Genomic DNA, 22,622 nt, shown 5'->3' with positions numbered 1-22,622 from the left:
TTTTACCCAGATTATATGAAGTTTTTTGGTTTGGGCAAAGGAGGTTTCCGGTTGCTTGTTCAAGTAGTGAAACTTTTGAATGATGGGTTGAAACCGGTAGGCTATGTTTATTTTAATTAAAAAGTATTAAATTTTTTCAAACCAGGACTAAAAAATTTTGTTCTTAAATAAATTTATATATTTGGTAAAATTTTGAAAGTGAAAATATCCAGTTTGTTTCTCTGCTTCATTATCGTAATACTCAGCTGCATTCCATGCGCTGACGTATTGGCTATGGGCAAGTTGCATGGTGGACCTTTAACTGAAAAAAGCATAACAACACATTCTGCAGAAAAAGAACGCAGTGATTTTTGTTCACCGTTCTGCGTTTGCTCGTGCTGTAATACCACTTCTGAAGTTATTTCTTCAACACCTCTTGTGGTAATCTCAAAACCAATAAGCTCAGAGTATAATGAAGCTTACAGGGGTGAGGTTATCTCTTTACCATTATCTGTTTGGCAGCCGCCTAAATTAAGTTAAAAATCGATCTTCATTTCGATGCTGTGTTTTTGCCCGTAATCCATACGAGGCTACGCTGTGCATTGATCTGGCTTTTTCATTTTTTACTTAATTAAACAAATAATGCTGAAAAAAATTATTCAGTTTTCAATAGCGAATAAGCTTGTAATAGCCCTGTTCACTTTGGGGCTGATCGCATGGGGCGTATATTCCCTGAGACAACTTCCCATTGATGCCGTTCCCGATATCACCAATAATCAGGTTCAGGTCATAACCCTTAGCCCATCCCTTGCTACCCAGGAGGTAGAAAGGCTTATTTCCTATCCAGTAGAACAGACCATGTCCACCATACCTGAAATAGAGCAGGTACGCTCCATTTCAAGGTTCGGACTATCGGTTGTAACCATCGTCTTCCAGGATGATGTTGACATCTACTGGGCGCGGCAACAGGTAAATGAAAAGCTTGCCGAGGCCAAGAATAACATCCCATCAGGACTTGGTAATCCGGAAATATCACCCATCTCAACAGGTCTTGGGGAGATATACCAGTATGTGATCCATGCAAAGCCCGGATTCGAAAAGAAATTCAATGCACGCGAGCTGCGCAGCATCCAGGACTGGATCGTAAGAAGACAGCTCCTTGGAACGCCGGGCATTGCGGAGGTCAACAGTTTCGGTGGACTTTTGAAACAGTATGAGATTGCGCTTGATCCCGATAAGCTGCGTAGCCTGAACCTGAGCATCAGCGATGTTTTCGATGCCCTGGAACAGAACAATCAGAACACGGGGGGCGCCTATATAGACAAAAAGCCCAATGCGTATTTTATAAGGAGCGAAGGCCTGGTCGGCAATCTTGATGACATCAATAAGATCGTTGTCAAAAACAATGCGAACGGAATCCCGGTGCTTATCCACGATATAGCTACCGTACAGATCGGCAGTTCAATCCGTTATGGCGCACTTACCCGTGCAACAAAGGATGGAGAAGGTGAGGCTGTTGGCGGTATAGTAATGATGCTGAAAGGCGCAAATGCCAATAACGTGGTAAAACAGGTGAAGGCTAAGATAGACAGAATCAGTAAAACTCTACCTAAGGGGGTAACCATTGAACCGTTCTTAGATAGAAGTGCGCTTGTTGACCGTGCCATGGGCACAGTAGCCAAAAACCTGATCGAGGGCGCCCTGATTGTTATTTTTGTCCTGGTTCTCTTCCTTGGGAATTTTAGGGCCGGGCTGGTTGTTGCTTCAGTGATTCCGCTAGCTATGCTTTTTGCGATTTCCCTGATGAACCTTTTTGGCGTATCGGGAAACCTGATGAGTCTTGGCGCGATAGATTTCGGACTTATCGTCGATGGGGCCGTAATTATTGTGGAAGCCACAATGCACATCCTCTCTGGGAATAAGCTTGGCCGAGCCTACACGCAGGTCGAAATGGATGAGCAGGTTGAGAAGTCCGCCGTCCGCATGATGAGTGCCGCTGCATTTGGACAGATCATTATCCTGATCGTTTATCTTCCCATCCTTGCCCTTGTAGGTATTGAAGGCAAGATGTTCGGTCCTATGGCACAAACCGTTTCCTTTGCAATATTGGGGGCCTTTATTTTGTCCCTTACCTATGTTCCTATGGTTTCCTCGCTGTTCTTAAGCAAAAAAGTTGCGCACAAAAAGAATTTTTCAGATCGGATGATGGATTTTTTCCAGCGCCGTTACACTCCAATGATCAAGACTGCACTCAATAAAAGAGTAATTGTTGTGGCATCATCGGTTGTTCTTCTGGCTATCAGTATTTTTATCTTTACCCGAATGGGGGGAGAATTCATTCCCACGTTGGAGGAAGGTGATTTTGCGGTAGAAACCAGGCTACTTACCGGCAGTTCCCTTTCCCAGACCATTGATAAAGTAAATCAGGCTTCAAAAATCCTTGTAGAAAAGTTTCCAGAGGTGAAAGAAGTAATTGGTAAGGTTGGTGCTGCCGAGATTCCTACCGATCCAATGCCAATGGAAGCATGTGATTTGACCATTATACTCAAAGATAAAAAAGACTGGACAACAACTCATGATAGAGAGGAACTGGCCGAAATGATGAGTAAGGCCCTTGAAGAAGTTCCCGGCGTTAGTTTTGGTTTTTCACAACCAATCCAATTACGCTCAAATGAACTTATCTCAGGAGTTAGACAGGATATTGGGATCAAAGTTTTCGGAGATGACCTCGAATCCCTTACCAGTATCTCCCAAAAGATCGGGAAAATTGTTTCGGGTGTAGAGGGCGCAAAAGATCTCTATCTGGAACAGGCAACCGGTCTGCCACAGATTGTGGTAAAGATCAACCGTGACCGGATTGCACAATATGGATTGAGCATAGGGACGGTTAACCAGGCACTCAACACTGCTTTTGCAGGACAATCTGCGGGGCTGGTATATGAGGGAGAGCAGCGTTACGATATCATTGTGCGCCTTTCCCAACAGAACCGCCAAGGTATTGACGATGTTAAAAATGTCTATGTGACTGCCCCGAACGGCAATCAGGTTCCACTTGACCAACTTGCTGACATAGAGTTTAAGATAGGCCCTAACCAGATTCAACGTGAGGATACCAAACGGCGCATCATAGTGGGGCTGAATGTCCGTGGGCGTGATATCCAGAGTGTGGTAACAGAGATCGAGCAGAAAATAAACGAACAGATCAAAATGCCCGCAGGATATTACATTACCTATGGGGGGCAGTTCGAAAACTTAAAAGAGGCGACACAAAGGCTCTCTATTGCTGTTCCAGTTGCACTTTTACTGATATTGCTATTACTGTATTTCTCATTTGGATCTGTAAAACAGTCAATACTGATTTTTTCTGCTATTCCGATGGCCGCAATCGGCGGAATATTTGCATTAATCCTAAGGGGAATGCCTTTCAGTATTTCCGCCGGTGTTGGATTTATTGCATTATTCGGGGTAGCCGTGCTCAACGGAATCGTACTGATTACCGAATTCAACAGATTGAAAAAAATGGATAAATATAGTATAAGGGACATTGTCCTCAAGGGAACTGCTATCCGTCTGCGACCTGTCCTGATGACCGCAACTGTAGCCTCTCTTGGGTTCCTTCCAATGGCAATATCCAGTGCAGCAGGTGCTGAGGTACAGAAACCATTAGCAACCGTAGTAATTGGGGGACTGATTACCTCCACCATATTAACCTTAATCGTACTTCCAGTGCTATATACTTATTTTGAAGGTTGGAAAAGCAAAAAAACTGCCCTTCCAACAGCTGTAGTTGCCCTAGCGGTGTTTTTTGGACTCTTCATTTTATCGGGACAGACCCAGGCGCAAACCGTTCTCTCCAAGGGCATGAGCCTTGAGCAGGCTTTGAACACAGCATTGAGTAATAACCAGGCTGTGAAATCTTCAACACTGCAGATTGGCAGGCAACAGGCGCTAAGGGGATCCTCAACAGATCTGGGAAAGACCAGCATTGAGGTACAGTACGGACAGATGAATACCATCAAACGCGACAATAACTTTTCGGCTTCTCAGAACATTCCCTATCCGGGACTGTTCAAAAGTCAGCGCAACTTGTATGATGCGCAGATCAAGGGAGCTGAAATCGGCCTTCAGGTAACACAAAGAGAACTGTCCTATCAGGTGAAAAGTGTTTACGCCCAGTTGGGCTATTTCATTGCCCTTCAAAAGCTTTACAAAAGCCAGGACAGTGTTTACAGTAACTTTCTGAAGGCCGCCTCATTGAGGTACCAGGCAGGAGAGACCAATCTACTTGAAAAAACTACAGCCGAAACTCAGTATAATGAGGTTCGCAATCAGATGAGCAAGAACGAGGCTGATATCCTTGCCTATACCGCCGAACTTAAGCGTTTGCTCAATACCAGGGAACAGATCAGTATCATGAACGCGGAATTTGGCCAGGTAGTCTGGAATGTTAACGAGGCTGATACCGTTACATCAGAAAATCCAATTCTTGCGCTGCAGGCCCAGCAGATAGATATTGCCGACAAGACGGTAAGGCTCGAGCGCTCACGGTCAGGCCCAGATTTCAGTATCGGCTATTTCAACCAGTCTATTATCGGAGCACAAAATGTTGGCGGTCAGGATCTTTATTTTAATGGAGGCAAACGTTTTCAGGGGGTTTCCGCCGGGATCTCCATACCGCTTTTCTTTAAGCCTTTCTCCTCTAGGATAAAAGCTGCGAAGATAGATAAACAGGTAGCCGAAAGCGATTTTATCCTTTCCCAGACAGATCTTCGTGGAAGGTATGAGCAGGCCTTCCAGGACCTTCAGAAAAATTCCAGAAGTATCGCCTATTATAAAAACAGTGCCCTGCCGAATGCCAACCTGATCCTAAAGCAGTCCCAGATTGCATTTCAGGCAGGGGAGATCGGCTATGTAGAATATCTGCAGGCCCTGCGTACCTACTCTGATATCCGCTTCAGCTATCTGGAGGCCATCAACCAATACAATCAATCAGTATACACAATACAGTACCTAAAAGGTCAATAACGATATAAAAATGAAAAAAATATTTAAAGTCCTCAGCCGATTATCTTACATAGGAACACTGGCGGTAGTGCTTTCTTCCTGCGGCAGCAAGGAAAAAGATGGCTCTGGAACAGAAGCCGCTGCAGACAGCACAGCCACGGAGGAAAGCAACTCAGTAGAGCTCAGCCAGTCACAGTTCAAGTCTGTAGGGATAGAGCTGGGAAGTCCCGAGCTCCGTGCACTCAGCGGTATGCTGAAAGTAAACGGCTTTATTGACGTGCCACCACAAAACCTGGTGAGCATTACCACTCAGATGGGCGGTATCGTAAAATCCACTCCACTGTTACAGGGGACAAAGGTGAGCAAAGGTCAGGTTATTGCCATACTCCAGAATCAGGAATATGTGCAGATGCAACAGGATTACCTGGAGAGCAAAAGCCAGCTTGAACTTTCGGATTCTGAATACAAAAGACAACAGACCCTTGCCCAGCAGAACGTTAATGCTCAAAAAACACTCCAACAGGCCAAAGCAGCTTATTTGGGAAATCTGGCAAGGGAAAATGCATTAAAGCAACGTCTTCAACTGATCAATATCAATCCGTCCTCGCTCAATGCGGGCAATATCCGTAGCCAGATAAATATCTACTCGCCGATTAATGGCTACGTTACCAAGGTAAATGTGAATACAGGTAAGTTTGTGGCCCCCAACGATGCGATGTTTGAGATCGTAAACAGTTCGAATCTCCACGTCGAGCTCAACGTTTTCGAAAAAGATGCACAGAAGGTAAAAAAAGGACAGAAGGTACTTTTTTCACTCACCAACGATTCTACCCAGCGGACTGCTGTGGTACAGCTGGTAGGCGGTGAGATCAATGCCGATAAAACTGTGACTGTTCATGCTATTGCCCAGGGAAGCGCCGGCTTTATCCCTGGTACTTACCTTAAGGCTTTCATTGAAACAGGTGCCGTGCAGGTAATGGCTTTGCCTTCTGCAGCTGTTGTAGACTTTGAGGGCAAAAAATACATTTTCGTCCAGAACTCGGCGGACAAAAAGGCAAAGGAACCATCAAAAAACGAGTCTGAAAACAAAGAGGGCGCCACTGAGGCCGGCCATCATTTTGAAATGGTAGGGGTTACAACGGGTATATCCGATGGCGGTTATATCGAGGTAACCATGCCTTCGGGACGGGATTTTACAGGCAAGGTTGTACTTAAGGGCACTTATGATCTGCTGTCAAAAATGAAGAACAGCGAAGAAGAATAAAGGCGCGACATAAAGAATTTTTAGTACACACATTTGAACAAAAGGTGCCTCGTTAGGGAGGCATCTTTTTAAAAAAAAGTGAACCCACACGGGCAGAGAATACAGATAAAGCGGTTGCCCTGAATATTCAATAAAAATCAATTTACCCCGATATGGAAAACAAGAAGAAAAAATCCGACACCAAATCATCTGCCAAAAAGTCCGTAGTCCGGAAGGAAGGCTCAGATTCTAAAGAAACAAAAGAAAAGCCGGTAAAGGAAGAAACCAAAACTTCTCCACAGCCTATTTCCGAAAAACCATCCAAGAAGGTAAAAGAACCTGAAAAGGAGAAAGAGGCACATCTTGACCATACTGAAGATGAAGGCCATGATCATGAACATGGCGGGATTTTCGGGAAGAATACGGAAATGATCTTCGCCTTTATCTGTGGCGCGGCGCTGGGGATAGGATTTGGAATTTCTTTCATAGACGGTGTTCCCGAATGGGCAAGCCTTGCACTCTACATAACAGCCTATTTCTTTGGCGGTTTCTTTACGGCCAAGGAAGCAGTTGAAACTATACTGAAAGGTGGCTTTGAGATCGATTTTCTGATGCTGGTCGCCGCAATCGGCGCAGCGATCCTGGGTTCCTGGGCCGAAGGCGCTTTATTGCTCTTCCTGTTCAGTCTGGGACACGCGATGGAACACTATGCGATGGGCAAGGCGAGAAAATCCATAGCTGCCCTTACCAGTCTGGCTCCCCCGACAGCCCTGGTTGTTCGGGATGGCAAGGAATCTGAGGTGCGCATCGAAGAGCTTCAGCTTGGAGATGTCATTATCATCAAGCCCAACAGCAAGATTCCGGCAGACGGAGTGGTTGTAAAGGGTGAGGGCAGTGTCAATCAGGCCCCTATAACAGGAGAGAGTGTGCCAGTGGACAAATCACCCGTACCGGACGCATCAAAGGACTATTCTGCCGAAAAAACCATCAAGCCCCAGTTCCGTGTATTTGCCGGAACAATCAACGGAGCATCGGTTCTGGAGGTTAAGGTAATCAGGGAAGCAAAGGATTCTACCATCTCACGCCTGATCAAGATGGTAAATGAGGCGGAAAAACAAAAATCCCCAACGCAGCTATTTACCGACAGGTTCGAAAAGTATTTCGTTCCGGTTGTACTAGTTCTTGTGACCGCACTATGTTTTGCATTCCTGGTTATCGATGAGCCTTTTAGCAAAAGTTTCTACCGCGCGATGTCCGTGCTGGTTGCTGCCAGCCCATGCGCTTTGGCGATTTCTACCCCAAGCGCAGTACTTAGCGGTATTGCAAGGGCTGCACGTGGCGGAGTCCTTATAAAGGGAGGGCGGCCACTGGAAGATCTGGGCGAACTCAACGCCATCGCGTTCGACAAGACCGGAACACTTACCGAAGGTAAGCCCCAGCTCACAAACGTGATTCCACTGAACGATATATCAGAAGAGGAACTAATGGGTATTGCCGTTGCAGTTGAAAAACTCAGCGACCACCCGCTGGCCGAGGCGATTGTAAAAGGCGCACTCGAAAAGATGAAGAAAAAATCCGTTCCTGAGGCACATAGCGTCAAGGGCATTACCGGAAGGGGTGTTCAGGCTGAGGTCAACGGTAAAAAAGTATTCATTGGAAACAAGGCCCTTTTTGAGAAGGATGGAATACCCGAAGATATTCTCAAACAGGTTGAAGAGCTGGAAAAGGGCGGACATACTTCAATGCTTGTCAGGGTCGATAAAGATTTCATCGGCATTCTTTCCCTTATGGATGTTCCCCGTGAAGAGGCAAAACATGTGCTTAAAGAACTCGAAGATCTGGGGATCAAAAAAATGATTATGCTCACCGGGGACAACCAACAGGTCGCAGAAGCGGTAGCTAAACAGATCGGTGTAACCGAGGCGTGGGGCAACCTTATGCCGGAAGACAAAGTCAAGGCAGTACAGAAACTTGCCAAATCAGAAAAAATGGTTGCTATGGTGGGAGACGGCGTGAATGATGCCCCGGCTATGGCCAAAAGTACCGTAGGTATCGCTATGGGCGCTGCGGGATCTGATGTTGCTTTGGAAACAGCAGATATTGCCCTGATGGGCGATAAGCTTGAAAGCCTTCCCTTTGCCATCGGGCTTAGCCGCAAAGCCAGGGGCATCATTAAACAGAACCTCTGGATTTCCCTTGGTGTTGTCGCGGCACTTATTCCGCTGACCATACTGGGTGTCGCTTCGATCGGACCGGCAGTAATCGCCCACGAGGGATCGACGCTTGTCGTAGTGTTCAATGCGCTGCGTTTACTTGCTTACGACAACGGACATAATAAAAAAGCACCTAAAAAGAGGAAAAAATAAGGCATGTTCAAAAAGGTTAAAAAATTCCTAAAGGCCCTGGGGCCGGGCATCGTTACCGGTGCGAGTGACGATGACCCATCAGGTATTTCCACCTATTCACAGGGCGGTGCAAAATATGGTCTGGCAGCACTCTGGACAGTGATCATCACGATCCCCCTGATGGCTGCAGTCCACGATCGCGACCGTATCAGGCTGACCACAACGCTTAGGAAACACTATCCAAAATGGGTATTGTACCTGTTGATCATATTCAGCGTGCCGGCTATCGTCCCGAACATAGATCCCGATGTCGCTGATATGGACGCTGTGGAGCATCTCATATTTCCTGCCGTTCATGCAATTGTTTTTAGTGTGCTCTTTACCGGAGTACTTTTATTCTTCATCATTTATATGCCTTACTCGACATTTGGCTTAGTGCTGAAATATCTGCCTATAGATTTTATTTAATAAAGAATTATGCAGGCTAAACAACTTATTTCATTAAACATAATGCTGTTTGCGGCGGTTCCGGTCGTCTTACTTATAGTCGGTGGCATGATCGTAACCTGGAAAAAGCCCACGGCTGCTGTGCAGAGTACGATCCTCCACTTTGCTGCAGGGGTAGTTTTTTCCGTCGTGGCAGTTGAGCTTTTGCCAGATATGATCAGGATCCATGATACAACCGCAATAATTATAGGTTTTACATTGGGTATTTCGGCCATGCTTCTGATCAAATGGTATACCGCCAGGCTTGAGCTCAAAACGGCCGGAACAAACGACAGCAAGTTGTTGCCTTGGGGAATGCTTATCGCGGTAGGCATTGACCTGCTCTTGGACGGTCTTCTTTTAGGGATAGGATTCGCAGCGGGATCAAAAGAAGGAACCCTGCTTGCACTGGCACTTGCGATGGAATGCCTTTCGCTAGGACTCGCAGTAGGTACCAGGCTGACCAAGCTTGGAAGTTCCAAAAGGAGGCTGATCAGGGTGCTCTCGCTATTTGGCCTGGTTTTTCTATTGGGAACGGGGGGTGGTTTTTTTATGCTGCATTTTACGGGAGAAAAAGTACTGGAACTTGTGCTCTCATTTGGTAGCGCAGCCTTACTGTTTTTAGTTACCGAGGAACTTCTTGTCGAAGCCCATGAAGAAAAGGATTCTCCATTTTTTACCGCGGCTTTTTTCCTAGGATTTCTTCTGTTTATGGTTCTGGGACTAATTATTTAATCTAAACCAATGCATATGATCACTAAAATCAGTCAGCTCGATGCGAACCATAAACTTTACCTCTCCCTGGGTGTTGCTCTTGCCGTCCTTGGTATTTGCTATGCTATAGAACTGGAAACCTCTGTCAGGTGGATGGTTGCATGGCTAAGCTATGCAACAACCAGCATAGCGCTTGCGTGGACAACCATTAACGCCTCGCATCCCAGTCAGATAAAACACGATGCCCATGCGCAGGATTCAAGCAGGACGCTCATTTTTCTTTTTGCCATAGCCGCTGCATTCGCCAGTCTTTTTTCCATTATTATCCTTTTGCGTGAGAATTCGGAAAAGACCGATCAGGGCCTTGTTATGACTATCGTTATTCCGTTGCTCTGCGTAGTTAGCTCATGGTGGCTGGTTCATACCGTCTTTACCATGCGATATGCACATTTCTATTACTGTGACATCGGACATGAGAAGAAAGGAAAAATAGAAAAGCCCGGAGGACTGATCTTTCCGGGAGAAGAAGATCCCGATTATATGGATTTTGTCTATTTCGCTTTCGTGGTTGGAATGACTTTTCAGGTATCTGACGTAGAAATCTCCTCCAAACGGATCCGAAGGCTTGCCTGGATGCACGGTGTGCTTTCATTCGCCTTTAATACAGTAATAGTTGCCCTGACAATCAATGTGCTCTCGGGCATGATCCAAAAATAATTTAATATAAAACTAAAAACCTATGGACTGGACACCAGAAAATTTTCCACTTGAGATGAAGGACCTTGACCCAAGGGTAAGGGAAAAAGCGATCGAGATCGCCAACGAACTTAAAATTACTAGAGAGGTAAGCGAGCTCAATATTGTTGAGGTTGCCATAAACAGGGCCCAGCAATGGTTTATCAGCCTGGAGGGATAATGGCAGTGCAAAGATTATCCCCTGAGCACACAAAATATAATCCAAACCGCGGAAAGGTATCCACAAGGCTCCTGACCGATCTTAAAACATTGAATAAAATGCAGACCAAAAGAAACAACAGGCCCAGGCCTGCTGCTGCCAGGGGTGGGGGAACAGCTCCAAAAAAGAAAAAGGCCAAGGGGCCAAAGAAATCGGTTTTCCTGATGCTATTTTATTGGATACTGGCGCTGCTGCTGGCACTCGCCATTTATTTTAAAGCCAAACATTTCTATAATTCACATTGGAACAAGGATACCAACGAAAAAAACAACGATTCTCTTATCACCACCCCCGGATCTAAAAAATAAACCATGAAGCAGATTTCTATGAAAAGCCGATATAGTGTACTATATTCCTTTATCTTTTTCTTCATCTGTGTCTCGACCATGCTGAGGATCAGTTTTACTGCGATTTCGCTCGGAAAGGCGGGGCTGGGCTTTGGAGAAATCCTCACCGCCTTTGCTAAAGGATTCGTCTTCGATCTTGGGGTTGCCACATATTTCAGTGTATTTTATGCCTTTTATCTGCTCATCCTTCCCCAAAAATGGAACGGGACTGGATTTAACAAGGTGTTTACCCATATCCTTCTTTTTCTGATGGTATTGATTTCGGTATTTTCTTTTTTTGCAGAATTTACTTTTTGGCGGGAATTTGAGAGCCGTTTTAACTTTATAGCAGTAGATTATCTGGTCTATACTTATGAGGTTGTGCACAACATCAACGAGTCCTATCCGCTGCCGCTTTTGATTTCAGCTGTTGTCATCATCTCCCTTTTATGGAACTATCTTATGAAAGGGGCGTTCAGGAAGAGCTTCGAGTCTGCTACACCTTTTGCCCGTCGATCGGTAAATACAGCCCTGATCATTCTGATAGCAATATTCTATACGATAGAGATAGATAACTCCTGGGGAGATAAAAGCGGTAACCGTTATGCGGCAGAAATTTCCAAAGCAGGGATATATTCTTTCGTAGCGGCCTTTAAGGCGAATGAGCTTAGCTACGATCAGTTTTATCCGATGCTCGCAAATCAGCTTGCCTTCAATTTGGTAAGAAAAGAACTCTCCTCTCCCTCTAGCAGGTTTATTTTCAAAGGCCCTTCAGTACGTAGATCGGTTCTGGCCGGTAATGGCCAGACGGAACCCAATGTCATCATGGTGGTCATGGAGAGTTTCAGCGCTGATTATATGGGCACTTTTGGCAATACACAAAAACTGACACCTGTTCTGGATTCGCTGGCCAAAGAGAGCATTCTATTTGAGCGCATGTATGCAACAGGCACCCGTACCGTGCGAGGGATGGAGGCGCTTTCCCTCGCCGTTCCGCCAACACCGGGGAACAGTATTGTAAGGAGGAGCAATAATGCAAACCTGAGCACAATAGGCAGTATTTTTTCCAAACGTGGGTATTCCACAGGCTTTTTTTATGGCGGGGACGGTTACTTTGACAATATGAACCAGTTCTTCGGAAGCAATGGCTATGACATAACAGATAGGGGGAGGAAACTTACAATGGGCGATGCCTATCTGGGAAAGCGGACCATCCTGAGCGATAGCGAAGTGAGCTTTGAAAATGCCTGGGGCGTTTCGGACGGGGATCTTTTCGCTGCGGTAATCCGTGATGCGGATAAAAGGCACTCGTTAAAGAAGCCTTTCTACGATTTTGTCATGACCACTTCCAACCATCGGCCCTTTACCTATCCCAAAGGAAAGATAGATATCCCACCAGGCACGGGAAGAGAGGGCGCAGTAAAATATACCGATTATGCCATTGGGGAATTTTTAAGACAGGTCCGGAAAAAGCCATGGTTCAGCAATACCGTGTTTATATTCGTTGCCGATCACTGCGCGGAAAGCGCAGGAAAGAACGAGATTGATATCTCCCGTTACCATATCCCGGCGATGATATACAACCTCAATGGACAGCCCCCTTCGATAATTCCCAGCCTTTGCTCACAGATAGATCTCTATCCAACCTTGTTCGGTCTGTTAAAATGGGACTTTGAGAGCAATAACTTCGGTATGGATGTTCGCTCAGCCGGGTACCGCCCAAGGATCTTGCTAGGAACCTATCAAAAGCTCGGTTATCTCCGTAGCGACACACTTGTGGTACTCAGTCCAAGGAAACCCCCGCAGAGCTATCTTTATGATTTCAAAACCAATACACAGACCTCGGCGAAATCTTCTGAAACATTTGGAAGGGAAGCCATTTCTTATTATCAGAGTGCCTATTATCTCTTTAGGACAGGCGGATTAAAAAAATAAGAATATTATGAATTATTATCAGTTATTATTGATCTGTGTGCTAGCGGGGTCTGTGATCCTGCTAACAGGTAAATACTTTTTTAAGCGCAGGCGCAGAAACATCTTCAGTATGCTTATTGGAGATGTTCAAGCTTATGTAAGCTATCTTTTTGAGGAGCACTGGCAGACTGACCTGGCATACCACGATCTGGATCATACCAGACTTGTGGTCAAAAGGACCCAGGAAATCGCTTCCAATTTTCGCCTGGATGACCTTCAGGAATTCATACTTTTCTCTGCCGCATGGTTTCATGATACCGGGCAGCTGACTGGACCTCCTGCCGGCCATGAGCAGAGAAGCGTGAAGCTTATGGAGGAGTTTCTTAGTGAAAAGGGGGTTGACCAAGAGATCATTTCAGCTATTGGCCACTGTATCTTTTCCACCGCCATTCCGCATAGCCCTAAGAATATCCTTGAAGAAATTATCTGTGATGCGGATACCTATAACCTGGGCAATGAGGAATTTCTCATCACCGATGCAAAGGTTGCGCGCGAAATGCACAAAAGGGGAAACGAAGACCTAAGCAACTGGGATAAAAAAACACTTGCATTTCTATCTGCACACCGTTTTTTTACCCCTTATTGCAAGTCTATGCTCTCTCAGGGAAAGCAAAATAATATCGATTTGGTGAGGGAACGCATAAAAAATAAATCAGACTAAAAAGAAGAAATGGATATGCACAATGAATGCAATATACTTCTTAGGCTCCTTATCGCATTTGTCCTTGGAGGCATCATAGGGGGCTGACCGGGAAAGGTGTGGAAAAAATGCTGAAATAAGTACTTATGCTGCGGTATGGGTGCCGCCCTCTTTACCGCAATCGGTGAACATATGGGCGATACCTCCTCCTCATAATGGAATAGCCAACATTCTCGTTGGGACTGGTTTTCTCTGCGCTGGTATTATCTATAAAAACGAGCTGGCCCAATAGCTCGCAGGGATTGATCAATGCCGCCGCGATCTGGCGCACTGCGGGAATCGGCGTAGCCGCCAAGTTCAAATGTTTGTGATCGCCGTAGCCGCTGCCTGTGGAATTTATTTTCTGCTAAGCCACCACCAAAAAAAATGGTATGTAAAATGGAAAAACAAAATGAAAAATGATAACGATCCCCATCTAATGGATGGCTAAACAGCAAAAAAATGAAAATATTTGGCAACTTTTTATTAATGATAACTGTCCTGGTTCCCATATTATCCCTTGCCCAGGTTTCAGCCGATAGCCTAAAATCAGATACCGGTATGTCTGCAGAATACAAGAATGAACACCGAAGTCAATTTAAGATCAGAATGTCCCCTTTTGCCGCAATTGCCTCCTCAGCGGGTATTGCTTACGGATTTGTAAAACTTGGCAACCATGGGTTGAGTGACCTGGACATCGCTGCACGTCACGAATTTGCCCTTGAGCACCCTCACAGCAAGTTCCGTGTGGATGACTATCTCCAATTTGCCCCCGGAGCGCTGGTTCTGGGTCTTAGTGCTGCAGGTCTGAAGGGACGAAACCGGACAATTGACCAGGCGGGGATTTACCTGTTGAGCAATATCATTCTTACCGTATCCTGTCAATCCCTGAAAAGGATTACCAAAGTACCAAGGCCAGATGGCTCGAGCAATGCCTTTCCCTCCGGACATACCGCGGAAGCGTTTGCTTCCGCTGAGTTTCTAAGCCAGGAATATGGAGCCAGGTCTTTGGCCTATCCCATCTCGGGTTATGCTGCCGCAGTTGCAACAGCCTATTACCGCATGTACAATAACAAACATTGGTTGAGCGATGTTGTTGCAGGGGCAGGTATAGGGTTCCTTTCAACGCGTGCATCATATTGGTTATATCCGAAAATAAAGAAACTCTTGAGCGCAAACGAAAATGGACGTTCTGTTTTGCTGCCCAGCTATGGTCATGGTGCTGTTGGGGCAGCAATGATCTGTTTCTTTTAAGTTTGGTGATAAATGCTGTTTGCTGTGGCCTCTCAGATATACATCGGGAAATCCTCTTTGGATTCCATCTAAAATAAGTGACAGAATTAAAAATAGGTTGATATACCGAACTGGACTGCTCCGGTTCTGGCAGCCGGGTTTCCAAGGATATCCTTCTGCCACTGTTTTCGGTAGGAAAACCTCAGCACAGTCTGTTGCCTTGGCCTAAAACTGATGCCGGGCATTACGCTGAAAAGCTCATCACCAATATTCCCGCCAGTCTCCCTGAACTTTCCCACATTCCAGTCCACATATTCTACCCTGCAGGCTAAACTTATAACAGAATGCTGCCAGCCCAGGATCGTTCTTTTGATCACAGGTTGAACAATATCCATGTATCCCCCCATCTGACGGCTCCCGAACTGCTGTGAATAGGTGTCGGGAACATCGACCTTGATCCATGCCCACTCCGCGGTGATGAAGGTCTTAAGTTTGGGAAGTGTGGTGTTAAAGTCTATGGCAAAAACATTTAGCCTGCGTTTGTCATCGATCACGATCCCATCAGACTGCCATTTATTGTAAACACCTCCCATATAAGATAGGCCGAGTTCGCCTATATTGCTCCTGCGTACAGCAACCTTTCCCGTTAAAAGCGGCTGCCCGCTTGCAATTTCTTCAAACCTTTCCGGATTCCTTTTTGAGGCAGCCAGGGAGGTCCTGTTTTCAGGGTTTGCAATAATGGAATCGTCAAAGCTGCTTGTGGCATATAACTCGTAGCCCAGCATCCAGTCACCACTATAGTTCTTGCCATAAATCCCGAATCCTGCACTGCTCCAGGTTGCAGGCAGCATCTGTGTCATGGCGATCGGACGGTCGGTGAATTCCCATTTAGGACCATCATGGTTCTGGTTGAATGCACCAATGGGATTTAATATCATTCCACCCCTTAAATTAAGCAAGGGGTGGAGTTCCAGATCCAGCGCAGCAAATTCAACCGCTATTTCTTTTTCAGCAGGTTCAAATTCGATCTCGGAAAGAAACTTGATGCGCTTGGAAATGGTTGAGGCTACAAATAGCGTCATCCTTCGGAACTGAAACTGCTGTCCTTCAGAGACGCCGTCGGTACCCTGATACTGCCAGTTGGCTTCCATATACCCGCCCACCGACACCGGAAGTTTTCCCACGGCAATAAAAGGCCGTTCATAAACTGCATCCATGTTGAGTGAGTTTTTTGCGGTATCACTGGGTTTGGCCCTTAAAAGTTTCGGATCGATCTGGGCAAAAGCCATCTGACCGATACCAATAGATATGATTAGCGTAAAGAGTTTTTTCATACGGCCTTCAGTGAAATTTTGATCCTAGTTTTTTCTATGGTGATGGGGAAGGTTCTTAAGTTTGCTTCTGCCGGACCATTGGTCATTCTGCCCTTATTGTCAAACTCGCTTCCGTGCGCCGGACATTGAAGCCTGTCTCCGAAAGCCTGGAGCTCAGTTCCCTGGTGTGTACACTGCATCCACAGTGCAGAATAATTCAGTTCGTCATGCCTATAGATACAGATGGGATATCGGAGCAGGTCATTGCTGACTACAATGTATCTTTTGAACTGGACATTTTTTCCCTGTCTGAGCTCAAAGTCCTTCATTTCTACTACAAGGTTATCCCCTGCAATCTCGCCCGTCGCCGGCACCAGGCTGCTGCATCCACTGATCAACGTGGTGATCCCAAGGCCTCCAAGGCAGGCCATTCCACAGCCTTTTATAAAATCTTTTCTTTTCATTTCTATAGTGATTCTAAAAATCTCAGCATGGCATTTTTTTCTGCCCCTGAAAGCTGGTTGAACCTGTTGCGGCTTGCAGATGCCTCGCCGCCATGCAGGGTTACCGCCTCTTCAATGCTTTTTGCCCTTCCGTCATGCAGCAGATGATAAGATCCCCCCTGTGAATTCATCGAAAGTCCCAGTCCCCATAGGGGCGGGGTCCTCCATTCGAAGGTTTTTGCCGATCCTTCCGTATAACCATCGTCCAACCCAGGTCCCATATCGTGAAGCAACAGGTCGGTATAGGGATGAAATTCTTTGTTGGAGAGAGCAGCCACCGGGGAAAAACCTGTTTTTAGGGTAGGCTTGTGACAGCCTGAACAATTGATCTTTTCGAACAGTTTTCTGCCAGTTTCCACTTCCGCATTCCCCGCATCACGCTGTATGGGCGCTTTTAGCGTCTGTAGATAAAACACCACATTATTCACTGTAAGTGTGGGGATTTCAGGATCAATCACCATCCGCGTATAGGCATCCACAGGATCAAAGCTTGAAGTGATCCCGATATCCTGGTTGTAGGCATTCACGGTCTGGTGGAGCAGGTTATATGCTGCCGCCTTTTTTCCAAAACGATGGATATATTTTCCCTTCAGTGCAATAGCATTGTTAAAGGCCTGAACATATGCGGGAAGTGCTGCGTAGTTTGGGACACCAGAAATGCCGTCGTTATCCAGATCCTGGGGGTCAGCCATAGCTAGTATATCTGCATCAGCTACCAGTTCGAGAAAGCCAAGGCCTGTATTGGCAGGCGGTGTAAATTTTGAAAAGGTGGCCCCTGCTGGGATTTGCTCGGGTTTGTACCCCGGAATAGCCCTGTTCTGCAGTTGTGGGCCTCCCTGGTCTAAAAATTTATTGCCTGTCTCATCGGTCTGCCCGAAACGTACCAGCGCAGTGAAAGGATGGCCTTTGCCGTCTCCAGCATGGCAGCTTCCGCAGCTGGTTGCAACAAAGCCTGGCCCAAGGCCATTCGCAGGACTAAATATCTCATTGTTAAAGGCTGCATCTCCCAAAGAGAAACGTCTGAGCTGTTCATAGCTGAGTCCTTCCACTGGGCCATCAAGAATTTCATCCTCTTTTGGTGAAGAAGGGATTATCTTCTCACAGGACACCATTATAGCAACCAGGCTCATAAGTGAAAGCAGGACAATGGGTAATCTTTTCTGCATGTTATCTGATTTTTTTTGTAAATCTAATAATAAAAGTAGAAAAGACTAAAAATAAATTTAGATTTATCTAAAATTATTTTTAGATTGATTTTGATGTTGTCAGAATTATAATGCACGGCTCCCAAAATGAGCTACTTTTTTAACATGAGCACGGAATGCAATATTATAAACCGAAACAGTAAATCATCTATCGCTTTCAAATCAGGAACTTGACCGGATAGGGTATTTTGTTGGCGGATGCTACAGTTTATCCTTTGTAAGCAGATGTAATAAGGCAAGGCAATGATGCTGGGATTCGGAATTTTTAAAGTTCTTTTTGAATTTTGGTTGAAATGTTTAGTTTTAGGGCTGGAATACGGTTTCCTAGATAAAAAACAATACCCGGGTCATTTGGCCCTTAAAAAAAACAGTTATGGACAAATTCAAACAGGTGCAGGAAGTTATTGCTTCAGTAGAAGCCGATGTAACGAAATTTTATGATGGTGGAAATTCAGCGGCTGGTACGCGAGTGCGTAAGGCAATGCAGGACCTTAAGGTTTTAGCTCAGGAGATCAGGGCTGAAGTTACGGAGAAAAAAAATAGCGATAAATAATAAACAAGAGACTGATTTGGGAAATAAAGTCACTGGTTTAGATCAGTGGCTTTTTACGTTTATTGGGTTCGGAGTGCTCTGTTGTTTGGGCAACAGCCGGGCTATCCGCTCATACGCCTTCGGGCCTTAAACGCAGGGCTGGTATCCGCTGCTATCCCTGTTGCGGAAAGAAAGATTGTTTAACGATTTAGGGAACGAAAGGGTGTCGAACCTAGCGGTGTAATTGATTGTAAATTAGTATTTTGAGTTTTGTTAATTCTGGTTTGATGCCAAAAATTTACCTTTAATTAATTCTCATCTTCACCACCAGATATTTTTTTTCAAAAAGCTGAACGTGATTCCTTAATCCTCCACACGCTTGACAGAAGTATTTTTGATCCATTATGAGAAATAAAATTTGCATTTATTGGTTTTATAGCTCATACCATTAATCAATACAATCTTGTTAATTTAATTGAAACGACATTTATTTCACTATGTTCTATCGAAATGGGTATAAACATTAGTTTGTTTTTTTGTCTATTGCCTATCAGGTGAGTCAATGTTTTTAATTATTCCTCTTTCTGGAATTAGTGCATTGCCATTGACAAACTCCTCAACTAGATGAAAGTTTTTTAATACAGGATCCAACCAGTAATCCGGAGGAGCATGTTCAAGCAAAATTATCTGAAACTCATTCTTATGTTCATCAACGATATTGGAAATAAATTTATCGAGTAATGAAAAAGCATCTTTCAATGTATTTCGATCATCGTCCATACTTAAATTCCCCTCTTTATCAACTTTGTCTTTATCCCCATAATAAGGTTGACTTGGTTGGTCCATTATAATGAATTGTGGAACAAATTTTTGTTTTTGTATAATAAAAAGCTCATGGATTCCAAGAAATAAACACAGGTGAAGGAACATGTAATTAGATTTACTTCCAATTTGACTTGTACTTAACTCATCAGGTTTTCTGAGTTTTAACACTTTTAATTGTTCATCAAACAATACTTTATAATTTTGATAAACCCCCATTGAGCTTGTAGCATCAAAATATTTTTGAATTGTTGCCTCCAACATTGATAGTACAAGCCTTCTTTTTTCACCAGTATTGCTAAGTTTGGACTCTAATTCTTCAATTTCCGCCAATATTATTGATGCTGGTGGAAGCTCATCTAATATATTCCACTTATCTTCATAAAAGTTTAGCTGAGCTTTAAGTTCTCCTATAAAAATAAACTTCTCCGCCTCGCCATTTAAATCTTTAGTAACAGTTGGCATTTTGTCAAGAGTAGAATCGATCCTTCTTATTTCACCCTCAAGTCGTTTTATTTCCGCTGTTGTATTAGTGGAAATAGTTCTTCTTTTGCCTAATTCTACCTTTATTTTATTAAGAGAATCTTCTAGGCTGCTAATAAATGTTTTAACCTCAAGTGTTGGAATTAAGTCTTCAAAGTTTTCTTTTAAGTAACGAATTGGACGAAGGCTATCGAAATCATTTTTTAAACTTTCTCTGTAGGAATTATATTCATTATTAAATCTTTCTAGATTACGAATTTTTTTAAATAAAGACCTTTTATTTCGATTAAGTTCATCAACTTCGACTAAATTATTTGAGTATTCGGAAACTTTGTAATTGTTTATTAACTCCTTGAGCCTATCATAGCCATCTTCGGGCGTGAAAAGCTTTTGTTCAATAAGATCAAATTTTTGTGCACGTATTAATAATTCAAGGATTTTAGTATTGAATAAGCGTTCTTCTCTGCCAACGACTTTTAATTTTCTTTCGTTTTTTTCGAGATCATTTTGAAGGTTAGTTATCTTTTCCTTTAATAATACATTATTTGCATCATCAACGCCCATTGCAAGAAAGAAAATCCTATTGAGGGCTTCAATATATTTTTCTCTGTCGTGAAGATCAAAATCAAAAAAAGTTGTTGTGTGGGCAATTATATCTTCTGACATGGTGTTAAAAAGAAGAAAATACCGGTAAGAAATTTTTGAACCTGCTGATATTTTCCGGCCACCATAAGGAATAACTAGTTTGTCATTTATCCCAAATTCCGTTTGCAAGATACTTTTTAAACTTTTTATATCAATATTTGCAATAGGGGTAATAGGATCGGCACCTGAACTTGAAAAGTAAACTTCTCCCGAACCAAGATTATTTACGGGATGTTTTCTGATAATTACAAAATCTTTCTGATTTATTGTGAAATATAGGCCGTACCATGAAACACTCTCATTAATTACCTCTTGGACAATTCTAGAATGTGTGGCCATCAGACAGTAATCTATAATACTAAGAATACTGGATTTTCCGGTACTTTTTGCTCCAGTAATAACGTTAACCTTATTTGGTAGAAATTTTAGAGTGCGAGGCTCTGCACTGTTTCTAAACCAAAGTTTAACCATTGATATGTTAAATTTCATAATGTAATTTTGAGCTTTAGATAAAATGAGGCAGAGGAATCACTGTTAATTATAGGGATTAATTGTTCAATACCTCTGAAAAGCTGTTTCGCTCTACTTCCGATATTAAAACTATTGATTGGATCGAATTCTGTATTGTTATTAAAATACAGAACGTCTTCAATCGCATAGATAATCTCTGCTTCTTTCAGAATAGTAATTCCATTTATTGCTAGTGATAGATAGTTGAAGTATCGGGAATTAAAGCCCATTAAAGTTTCAGGACTTTTGATGATAAATTCTTCTAAACTCCTTATTATAGAAGTGCCTTTAAGTTTTTTAAGACATGGCTCATGCAATATAAACGGTAATACAAAAAGAATCTTTGAGAGTTCAATTTCTTGTTTAAGATGAAGAAAGTAACCGAGAGCCATCGTTGCAATTGCTTCGTTATTGTAGTTAAAATTATTTTTGTTCATCCTAATATTTAGTTTGCCAATCCAAATGCCAACCAAGGTTTTTTTGTTGGGAGAGTAGATAAAAATGACCGTTGCTCAATTCAGTAGAAAGAATATTGTCATCGATTTTAAGAATTTCCTTCCTCATTTCATCTAAGCAATCTAAAGCAGCCGATTTAATTTTAGAGGTTATATCGTCTGCCGCCTCTCCACTTTCAATAATTGCTCGAATTTCCCGATACTTACTTCGGAAAGAATTTTTCCAAATCATAATGGAATTCTTATCAAATGCAGAAGTTTCAGATGGCAAAAGATCACCATTTGCTTCCCAATCTTTTAGTTGATTGTAAAGGGTCAACATTTGGGTTGTGTACTGAATTATTATATCATCTTCACCCGGAAAAATATCGCCTATATCAATTAGTTGTTTAATAAATAATTGATCGGCTGGATTGCTGGGTAACAGTATTTCAAAGCTACGTACGGGAAGTTTCGTACTTAATGCACTCTGAAAGCATTTTCCAAATCTTTTTGTGAAATCATCGAATGAAAATTGAATTTTCTTTTTTTCTTTGATATCAGAGTAAATCGCATCCCTTAGTTCAGAATTCAGGCTATCATATACTGATTTAACTTTCGCTGGAATATGTATTTTTTCCAATAACCTTTCCTGAATTTGATTGATAAGATCATCCATCCCGAGCGTAAACTCCAAATTCTTAGCAAATAAATTGAGTTGTTGCGCCGGCAATGATTTTACCGAAGAAATATAACTCTGGATAGTTTCATTTTTTGTATTCGCGGCTAATTCCGTGAGGTATTTCTTAAACTCTGTTACAGTTATTTCCCCACTTCGAAGGAGCGATATTTTGTTTAAAGTCGTGTTTGTTCTAAGGCTTTTATTACTTACTAGGTAAAATTTTGTATTCGTCAAGAATTTTACCGGATCACTATCCTCTAAGATGAATTTAGACCAGTTATGTAGGCTTTTCCATAAATCAGTATCTAAGTTGGTCAAGGCAATTATAGAATCATCTGAGGTAGTCTGCACCGAGTGTTTAGCTTGCATAAGTTCAACCCTGCCATCACCAAATTCAATATGTAAATCATCTTTAACCTCTAATCCGACCGATTGCCCATGTCTTAGTCCTAGCAATAGATAAAAAAAGTAGTAGTATTGGTAATCGAATCCAATGGATTTACTACCTGCCAATGTATCCTCTTGGTGGCTCATTTTTGAAAAATATTGATTGCG

The 22,622-nt window shown here is 43.4% G+C and carries 20 protein-coding genes; 13 read left to right on the top strand and 7 right to left on the bottom strand.

Annotation, left to right across the window (positions count from 1 at the left end; translation table 11 throughout):
- Positions 1-198: 198 nt before the first annotated feature.
- From ACZZZK_RS09210 to ACZZZK_RS09160, 11 genes are all read left to right on the top strand, one after another.
- Positions 199-519, top strand: a complete 321-nt coding sequence (locus ACZZZK_RS09210; protein WP_440790377.1) for a DUF6660 family protein — start codon at positions 199-201, stop codon at positions 517-519.
- 102 nt (positions 520-621) lie between these two features.
- Positions 622-5,004 (top strand): CusA/CzcA family heavy metal efflux RND transporter, encoded by a 4,383-nt coding sequence (locus ACZZZK_RS09205; protein WP_463483878.1) that lies wholly within the window; start codon positions 622-624, stop codon positions 5,002-5,004.
- Positions 5,005-5,014: 10 nt separating this feature from the next.
- The gene (locus ACZZZK_RS09200; protein ID WP_463483877.1) at positions 5,015-6,247 is read left to right on the top strand and encodes an efflux RND transporter periplasmic adaptor subunit; all 1,233 of its coding nucleotides are present in this window, start codon (positions 5,015-5,017) and stop codon (positions 6,245-6,247) included.
- Positions 6,248-6,399: 152 nt separating this feature from the next.
- Positions 6,400-8,592 carry a heavy metal translocating P-type ATPase gene (locus ACZZZK_RS09195; protein WP_463483876.1) on the top strand — a complete coding sequence of 731 codons (2,193 nt, stop codon included), beginning with the start codon at positions 6,400-6,402 and terminating at the stop codon, positions 8,590-8,592.
- Positions 8,593-8,595: 3 nt separating this feature from the next.
- The gene (locus ACZZZK_RS09190) at positions 8,596-9,039 is read left to right on the top strand and encodes a hypothetical protein (RefSeq protein WP_463483875.1); all 444 of its coding nucleotides are present in this window, start codon (positions 8,596-8,598) and stop codon (positions 9,037-9,039) included.
- Between the two features lie 9 nt (positions 9,040-9,048).
- Positions 9,049-9,792 carry a ZIP family metal transporter gene (locus ACZZZK_RS09185; protein WP_463483874.1) on the top strand — a complete coding sequence of 248 codons (744 nt, stop codon included), beginning with the start codon at positions 9,049-9,051 and terminating at the stop codon, positions 9,790-9,792.
- Between the two features lie 15 nt (positions 9,793-9,807).
- Positions 9,808-10,488: a DUF1345 domain-containing protein gene (locus tag ACZZZK_RS09180; protein ID WP_463483873.1), complete on the top strand. Its 681-nt coding sequence runs from the start codon at positions 9,808-9,810 to the stop codon at positions 10,486-10,488.
- 22 nt (positions 10,489-10,510) lie between these two features.
- Complete coding sequence (locus ACZZZK_RS09175; RefSeq protein ID WP_463483872.1) at positions 10,511-10,687, top strand: DUF2188 domain-containing protein; 177 nt, start codon at positions 10,511-10,513, stop codon at positions 10,685-10,687.
- The gene (locus ACZZZK_RS09170; protein WP_463483871.1) at positions 10,663-11,034 is read left to right on the top strand and encodes a hypothetical protein; all 372 of its coding nucleotides are present in this window, start codon (positions 10,663-10,665) and stop codon (positions 11,032-11,034) included. The genes ACZZZK_RS09175 and ACZZZK_RS09170 overlap by 25 nt, the downstream gene beginning before the upstream one ends.
- A 3-nt stretch (positions 11,035-11,037) precedes the next feature.
- The gene (locus ACZZZK_RS09165; protein ID WP_463483870.1) at positions 11,038-12,987 is read left to right on the top strand and encodes an LTA synthase family protein; all 1,950 of its coding nucleotides are present in this window, start codon (positions 11,038-11,040) and stop codon (positions 12,985-12,987) included.
- A 7-nt stretch (positions 12,988-12,994) separates the two neighbouring features.
- Entirely contained in the window at positions 12,995-13,687 is a 693-nt protein-coding gene (locus tag ACZZZK_RS09160; RefSeq protein WP_463483869.1) for an HD domain-containing protein, read from the top strand.
- Between the two features lie 242 nt (positions 13,688-13,929).
- On the opposite strand, the gene ACZZZK_RS09155 is transcribed toward ACZZZK_RS09160, so the two are convergent.
- Positions 13,930-14,184 carry a hypothetical protein gene (locus ACZZZK_RS09155; RefSeq protein ID WP_463483868.1) on the bottom strand — a complete coding sequence of 85 codons (255 nt, stop codon included), beginning with the start codon at positions 14,182-14,184 and terminating at the stop codon, positions 13,930-13,932.
- On the opposite strand from ACZZZK_RS09155, the gene ACZZZK_RS09150 reads away from it, so the two are divergent.
- The gene (locus ACZZZK_RS09150; RefSeq protein ID WP_463483867.1) at positions 14,168-14,959 is read left to right on the top strand and encodes a phosphatase PAP2 family protein; all 792 of its coding nucleotides are present in this window, start codon (positions 14,168-14,170) and stop codon (positions 14,957-14,959) included. The two genes, ACZZZK_RS09155 and ACZZZK_RS09150, sit on opposite strands and share 17 nt — an antisense overlap.
- 86 nt (positions 14,960-15,045) lie before the next feature.
- On the opposite strand, the gene ACZZZK_RS09145 is transcribed toward ACZZZK_RS09150, so the two are convergent.
- The 3 genes from ACZZZK_RS09145 to ACZZZK_RS09135 are packed head-to-tail and all read right to left on the bottom strand — an operon-like array spanning position 15,046 to position 17,920.
- The gene (locus tag ACZZZK_RS09145; RefSeq protein ID WP_463483866.1) at positions 15,046-16,272 is read right to left on the bottom strand and encodes a hypothetical protein; all 1,227 of its coding nucleotides are present in this window, start codon (positions 16,270-16,272) and stop codon (positions 15,046-15,048) included.
- Positions 16,269-16,715, bottom strand: coding sequence for a QcrA and Rieske domain-containing protein (locus ACZZZK_RS09140; RefSeq protein WP_090985871.1), 447 nt, complete (start codon positions 16,713-16,715; stop codon positions 16,269-16,271). The genes ACZZZK_RS09145 and ACZZZK_RS09140 overlap by 4 nt, the downstream gene beginning before the upstream one ends.
- Before the next feature lie 2 nt (positions 16,716-16,717).
- Positions 16,718-17,920, bottom strand: a complete 1,203-nt coding sequence (locus ACZZZK_RS09135) for a di-heme oxidoredictase family protein (RefSeq protein WP_463483865.1) — start codon at positions 17,918-17,920, stop codon at positions 16,718-16,720.
- A 412-nt stretch (positions 17,921-18,332) separates the two neighbouring features.
- Between ACZZZK_RS09135 and ACZZZK_RS09130 the strand changes: the two genes are divergently transcribed.
- Positions 18,333-18,512, top strand: a complete 180-nt coding sequence (locus ACZZZK_RS09130; protein ID WP_463483864.1) for a histone H1 — start codon at positions 18,333-18,335, stop codon at positions 18,510-18,512.
- Between the two features lie 519 nt (positions 18,513-19,031).
- Here ACZZZK_RS09130 and ACZZZK_RS09125 read toward each other — a convergent pair.
- From ACZZZK_RS09125 to ACZZZK_RS09115, 3 genes are read right to left on the bottom strand one after another with little or no spacing between them, the layout of a single operon-like run.
- Complete coding sequence (locus ACZZZK_RS09125; protein ID WP_463483863.1) at positions 19,032-20,930, bottom strand: DUF3732 domain-containing protein; 1,899 nt, start codon at positions 20,928-20,930, stop codon at positions 19,032-19,034.
- A complete protein-coding gene (locus tag ACZZZK_RS09120) occupies positions 20,927-21,388 on the bottom strand; it encodes a three component ABC system middle component (RefSeq protein WP_463483862.1) in 462 nt (153 codons plus the stop codon). Before ACZZZK_RS09120 ends, ACZZZK_RS09125 begins: the two co-directional genes overlap by 4 nt.
- Before the next feature lies 1 nt (position 21,389).
- The gene (locus tag ACZZZK_RS09115) at positions 21,390-22,601 is read right to left on the bottom strand and encodes an ABC-three component system protein (RefSeq protein WP_463483861.1); all 1,212 of its coding nucleotides are present in this window, start codon (positions 22,599-22,601) and stop codon (positions 21,390-21,392) included.
- Positions 22,602-22,622: the final 21 nt, after the last annotated feature.

It is taken from the genome of Pedobacter sp. AC163, from assembly GCF_979258665.1.
Note: the sequence above shows the minus strand (reverse complement) of the source record. Positions and strands in the feature narration are given on the sequence as shown.

What these genes read in the sequence shown, in the direction of transcription:
- ACZZZK_RS09130 (WP_463483864.1), top strand. Translation starts at nt 18,333, where the DNA reads ATGGACAAATTCAAACAGGTGCAGGAAGTTATTGCTTCAGTAGAAGCC.
- ACZZZK_RS09195 (WP_463483876.1), top strand. Translation starts at nt 6,400, where the DNA reads ATGGAAAACAAGAAGAAAAAATCCGACACCAAATCATCTGCCAAAAAG.
- ACZZZK_RS09185 (WP_463483874.1), top strand. Translation starts at nt 9,049, where the DNA reads ATGCAGGCTAAACAACTTATTTCATTAAACATAATGCTGTTTGCGGCG.
- ACZZZK_RS09200 (WP_463483877.1), top strand. Translation starts at nt 5,015, where the DNA reads ATGAAAAAAATATTTAAAGTCCTCAGCCGATTATCTTACATAGGAACA.
- ACZZZK_RS09140 (WP_090985871.1), bottom strand. Translation starts at nt 16,715, where the DNA reads ATGAAAAGAAAAGATTTTATAAAAGGCTGTGGAATGGCCTGCCTTGGA.
- ACZZZK_RS09165 (WP_463483870.1), top strand. Translation starts at nt 11,038, where the DNA reads ATGAAGCAGATTTCTATGAAAAGCCGATATAGTGTACTATATTCCTTT.
- ACZZZK_RS09150 (WP_463483867.1), top strand. Translation starts at nt 14,168, where the DNA reads ATGAAAATATTTGGCAACTTTTTATTAATGATAACTGTCCTGGTTCCC.
- ACZZZK_RS09175 (WP_463483872.1), top strand. Translation starts at nt 10,511, where the DNA reads ATGGACTGGACACCAGAAAATTTTCCACTTGAGATGAAGGACCTTGAC.
- ACZZZK_RS09205 (WP_463483878.1), top strand. Translation starts at nt 622, where the DNA reads ATGCTGAAAAAAATTATTCAGTTTTCAATAGCGAATAAGCTTGTAATA.
- ACZZZK_RS09125 (WP_463483863.1), bottom strand. Translation starts at nt 20,930, where the DNA reads ATGAAATTTAACATATCAATGGTTAAACTTTGGTTTAGAAACAGTGCA.
- ACZZZK_RS09135 (WP_463483865.1), bottom strand. Translation starts at nt 17,920, where the DNA reads ATGCAGAAAAGATTACCCATTGTCCTGCTTTCACTTATGAGCCTGGTT.
- ACZZZK_RS09120 (WP_463483862.1), bottom strand. Translation starts at nt 21,388, where the DNA reads ATGAACAAAAATAATTTTAACTACAATAACGAAGCAATTGCAACGATG.
- ACZZZK_RS09145 (WP_463483866.1), bottom strand. Translation starts at nt 16,272, where the DNA reads ATGAAAAAACTCTTTACGCTAATCATATCTATTGGTATCGGTCAGATG.
- ACZZZK_RS09170 (WP_463483871.1), top strand. Translation starts at nt 10,663, where the DNA reads ATGGTTTATCAGCCTGGAGGGATAATGGCAGTGCAAAGATTATCCCCT.
- ACZZZK_RS09115 (WP_463483861.1), bottom strand. Translation starts at nt 22,601, where the DNA reads ATGAGCCACCAAGAGGATACATTGGCAGGTAGTAAATCCATTGGATTC.
- ACZZZK_RS09180 (WP_463483873.1), top strand. Translation starts at nt 9,808, where the DNA reads ATGATCACTAAAATCAGTCAGCTCGATGCGAACCATAAACTTTACCTC.
- ACZZZK_RS09190 (WP_463483875.1), top strand. Translation starts at nt 8,596, where the DNA reads ATGTTCAAAAAGGTTAAAAAATTCCTAAAGGCCCTGGGGCCGGGCATC.
- ACZZZK_RS09160 (WP_463483869.1), top strand. Translation starts at nt 12,995, where the DNA reads ATGAATTATTATCAGTTATTATTGATCTGTGTGCTAGCGGGGTCTGTG.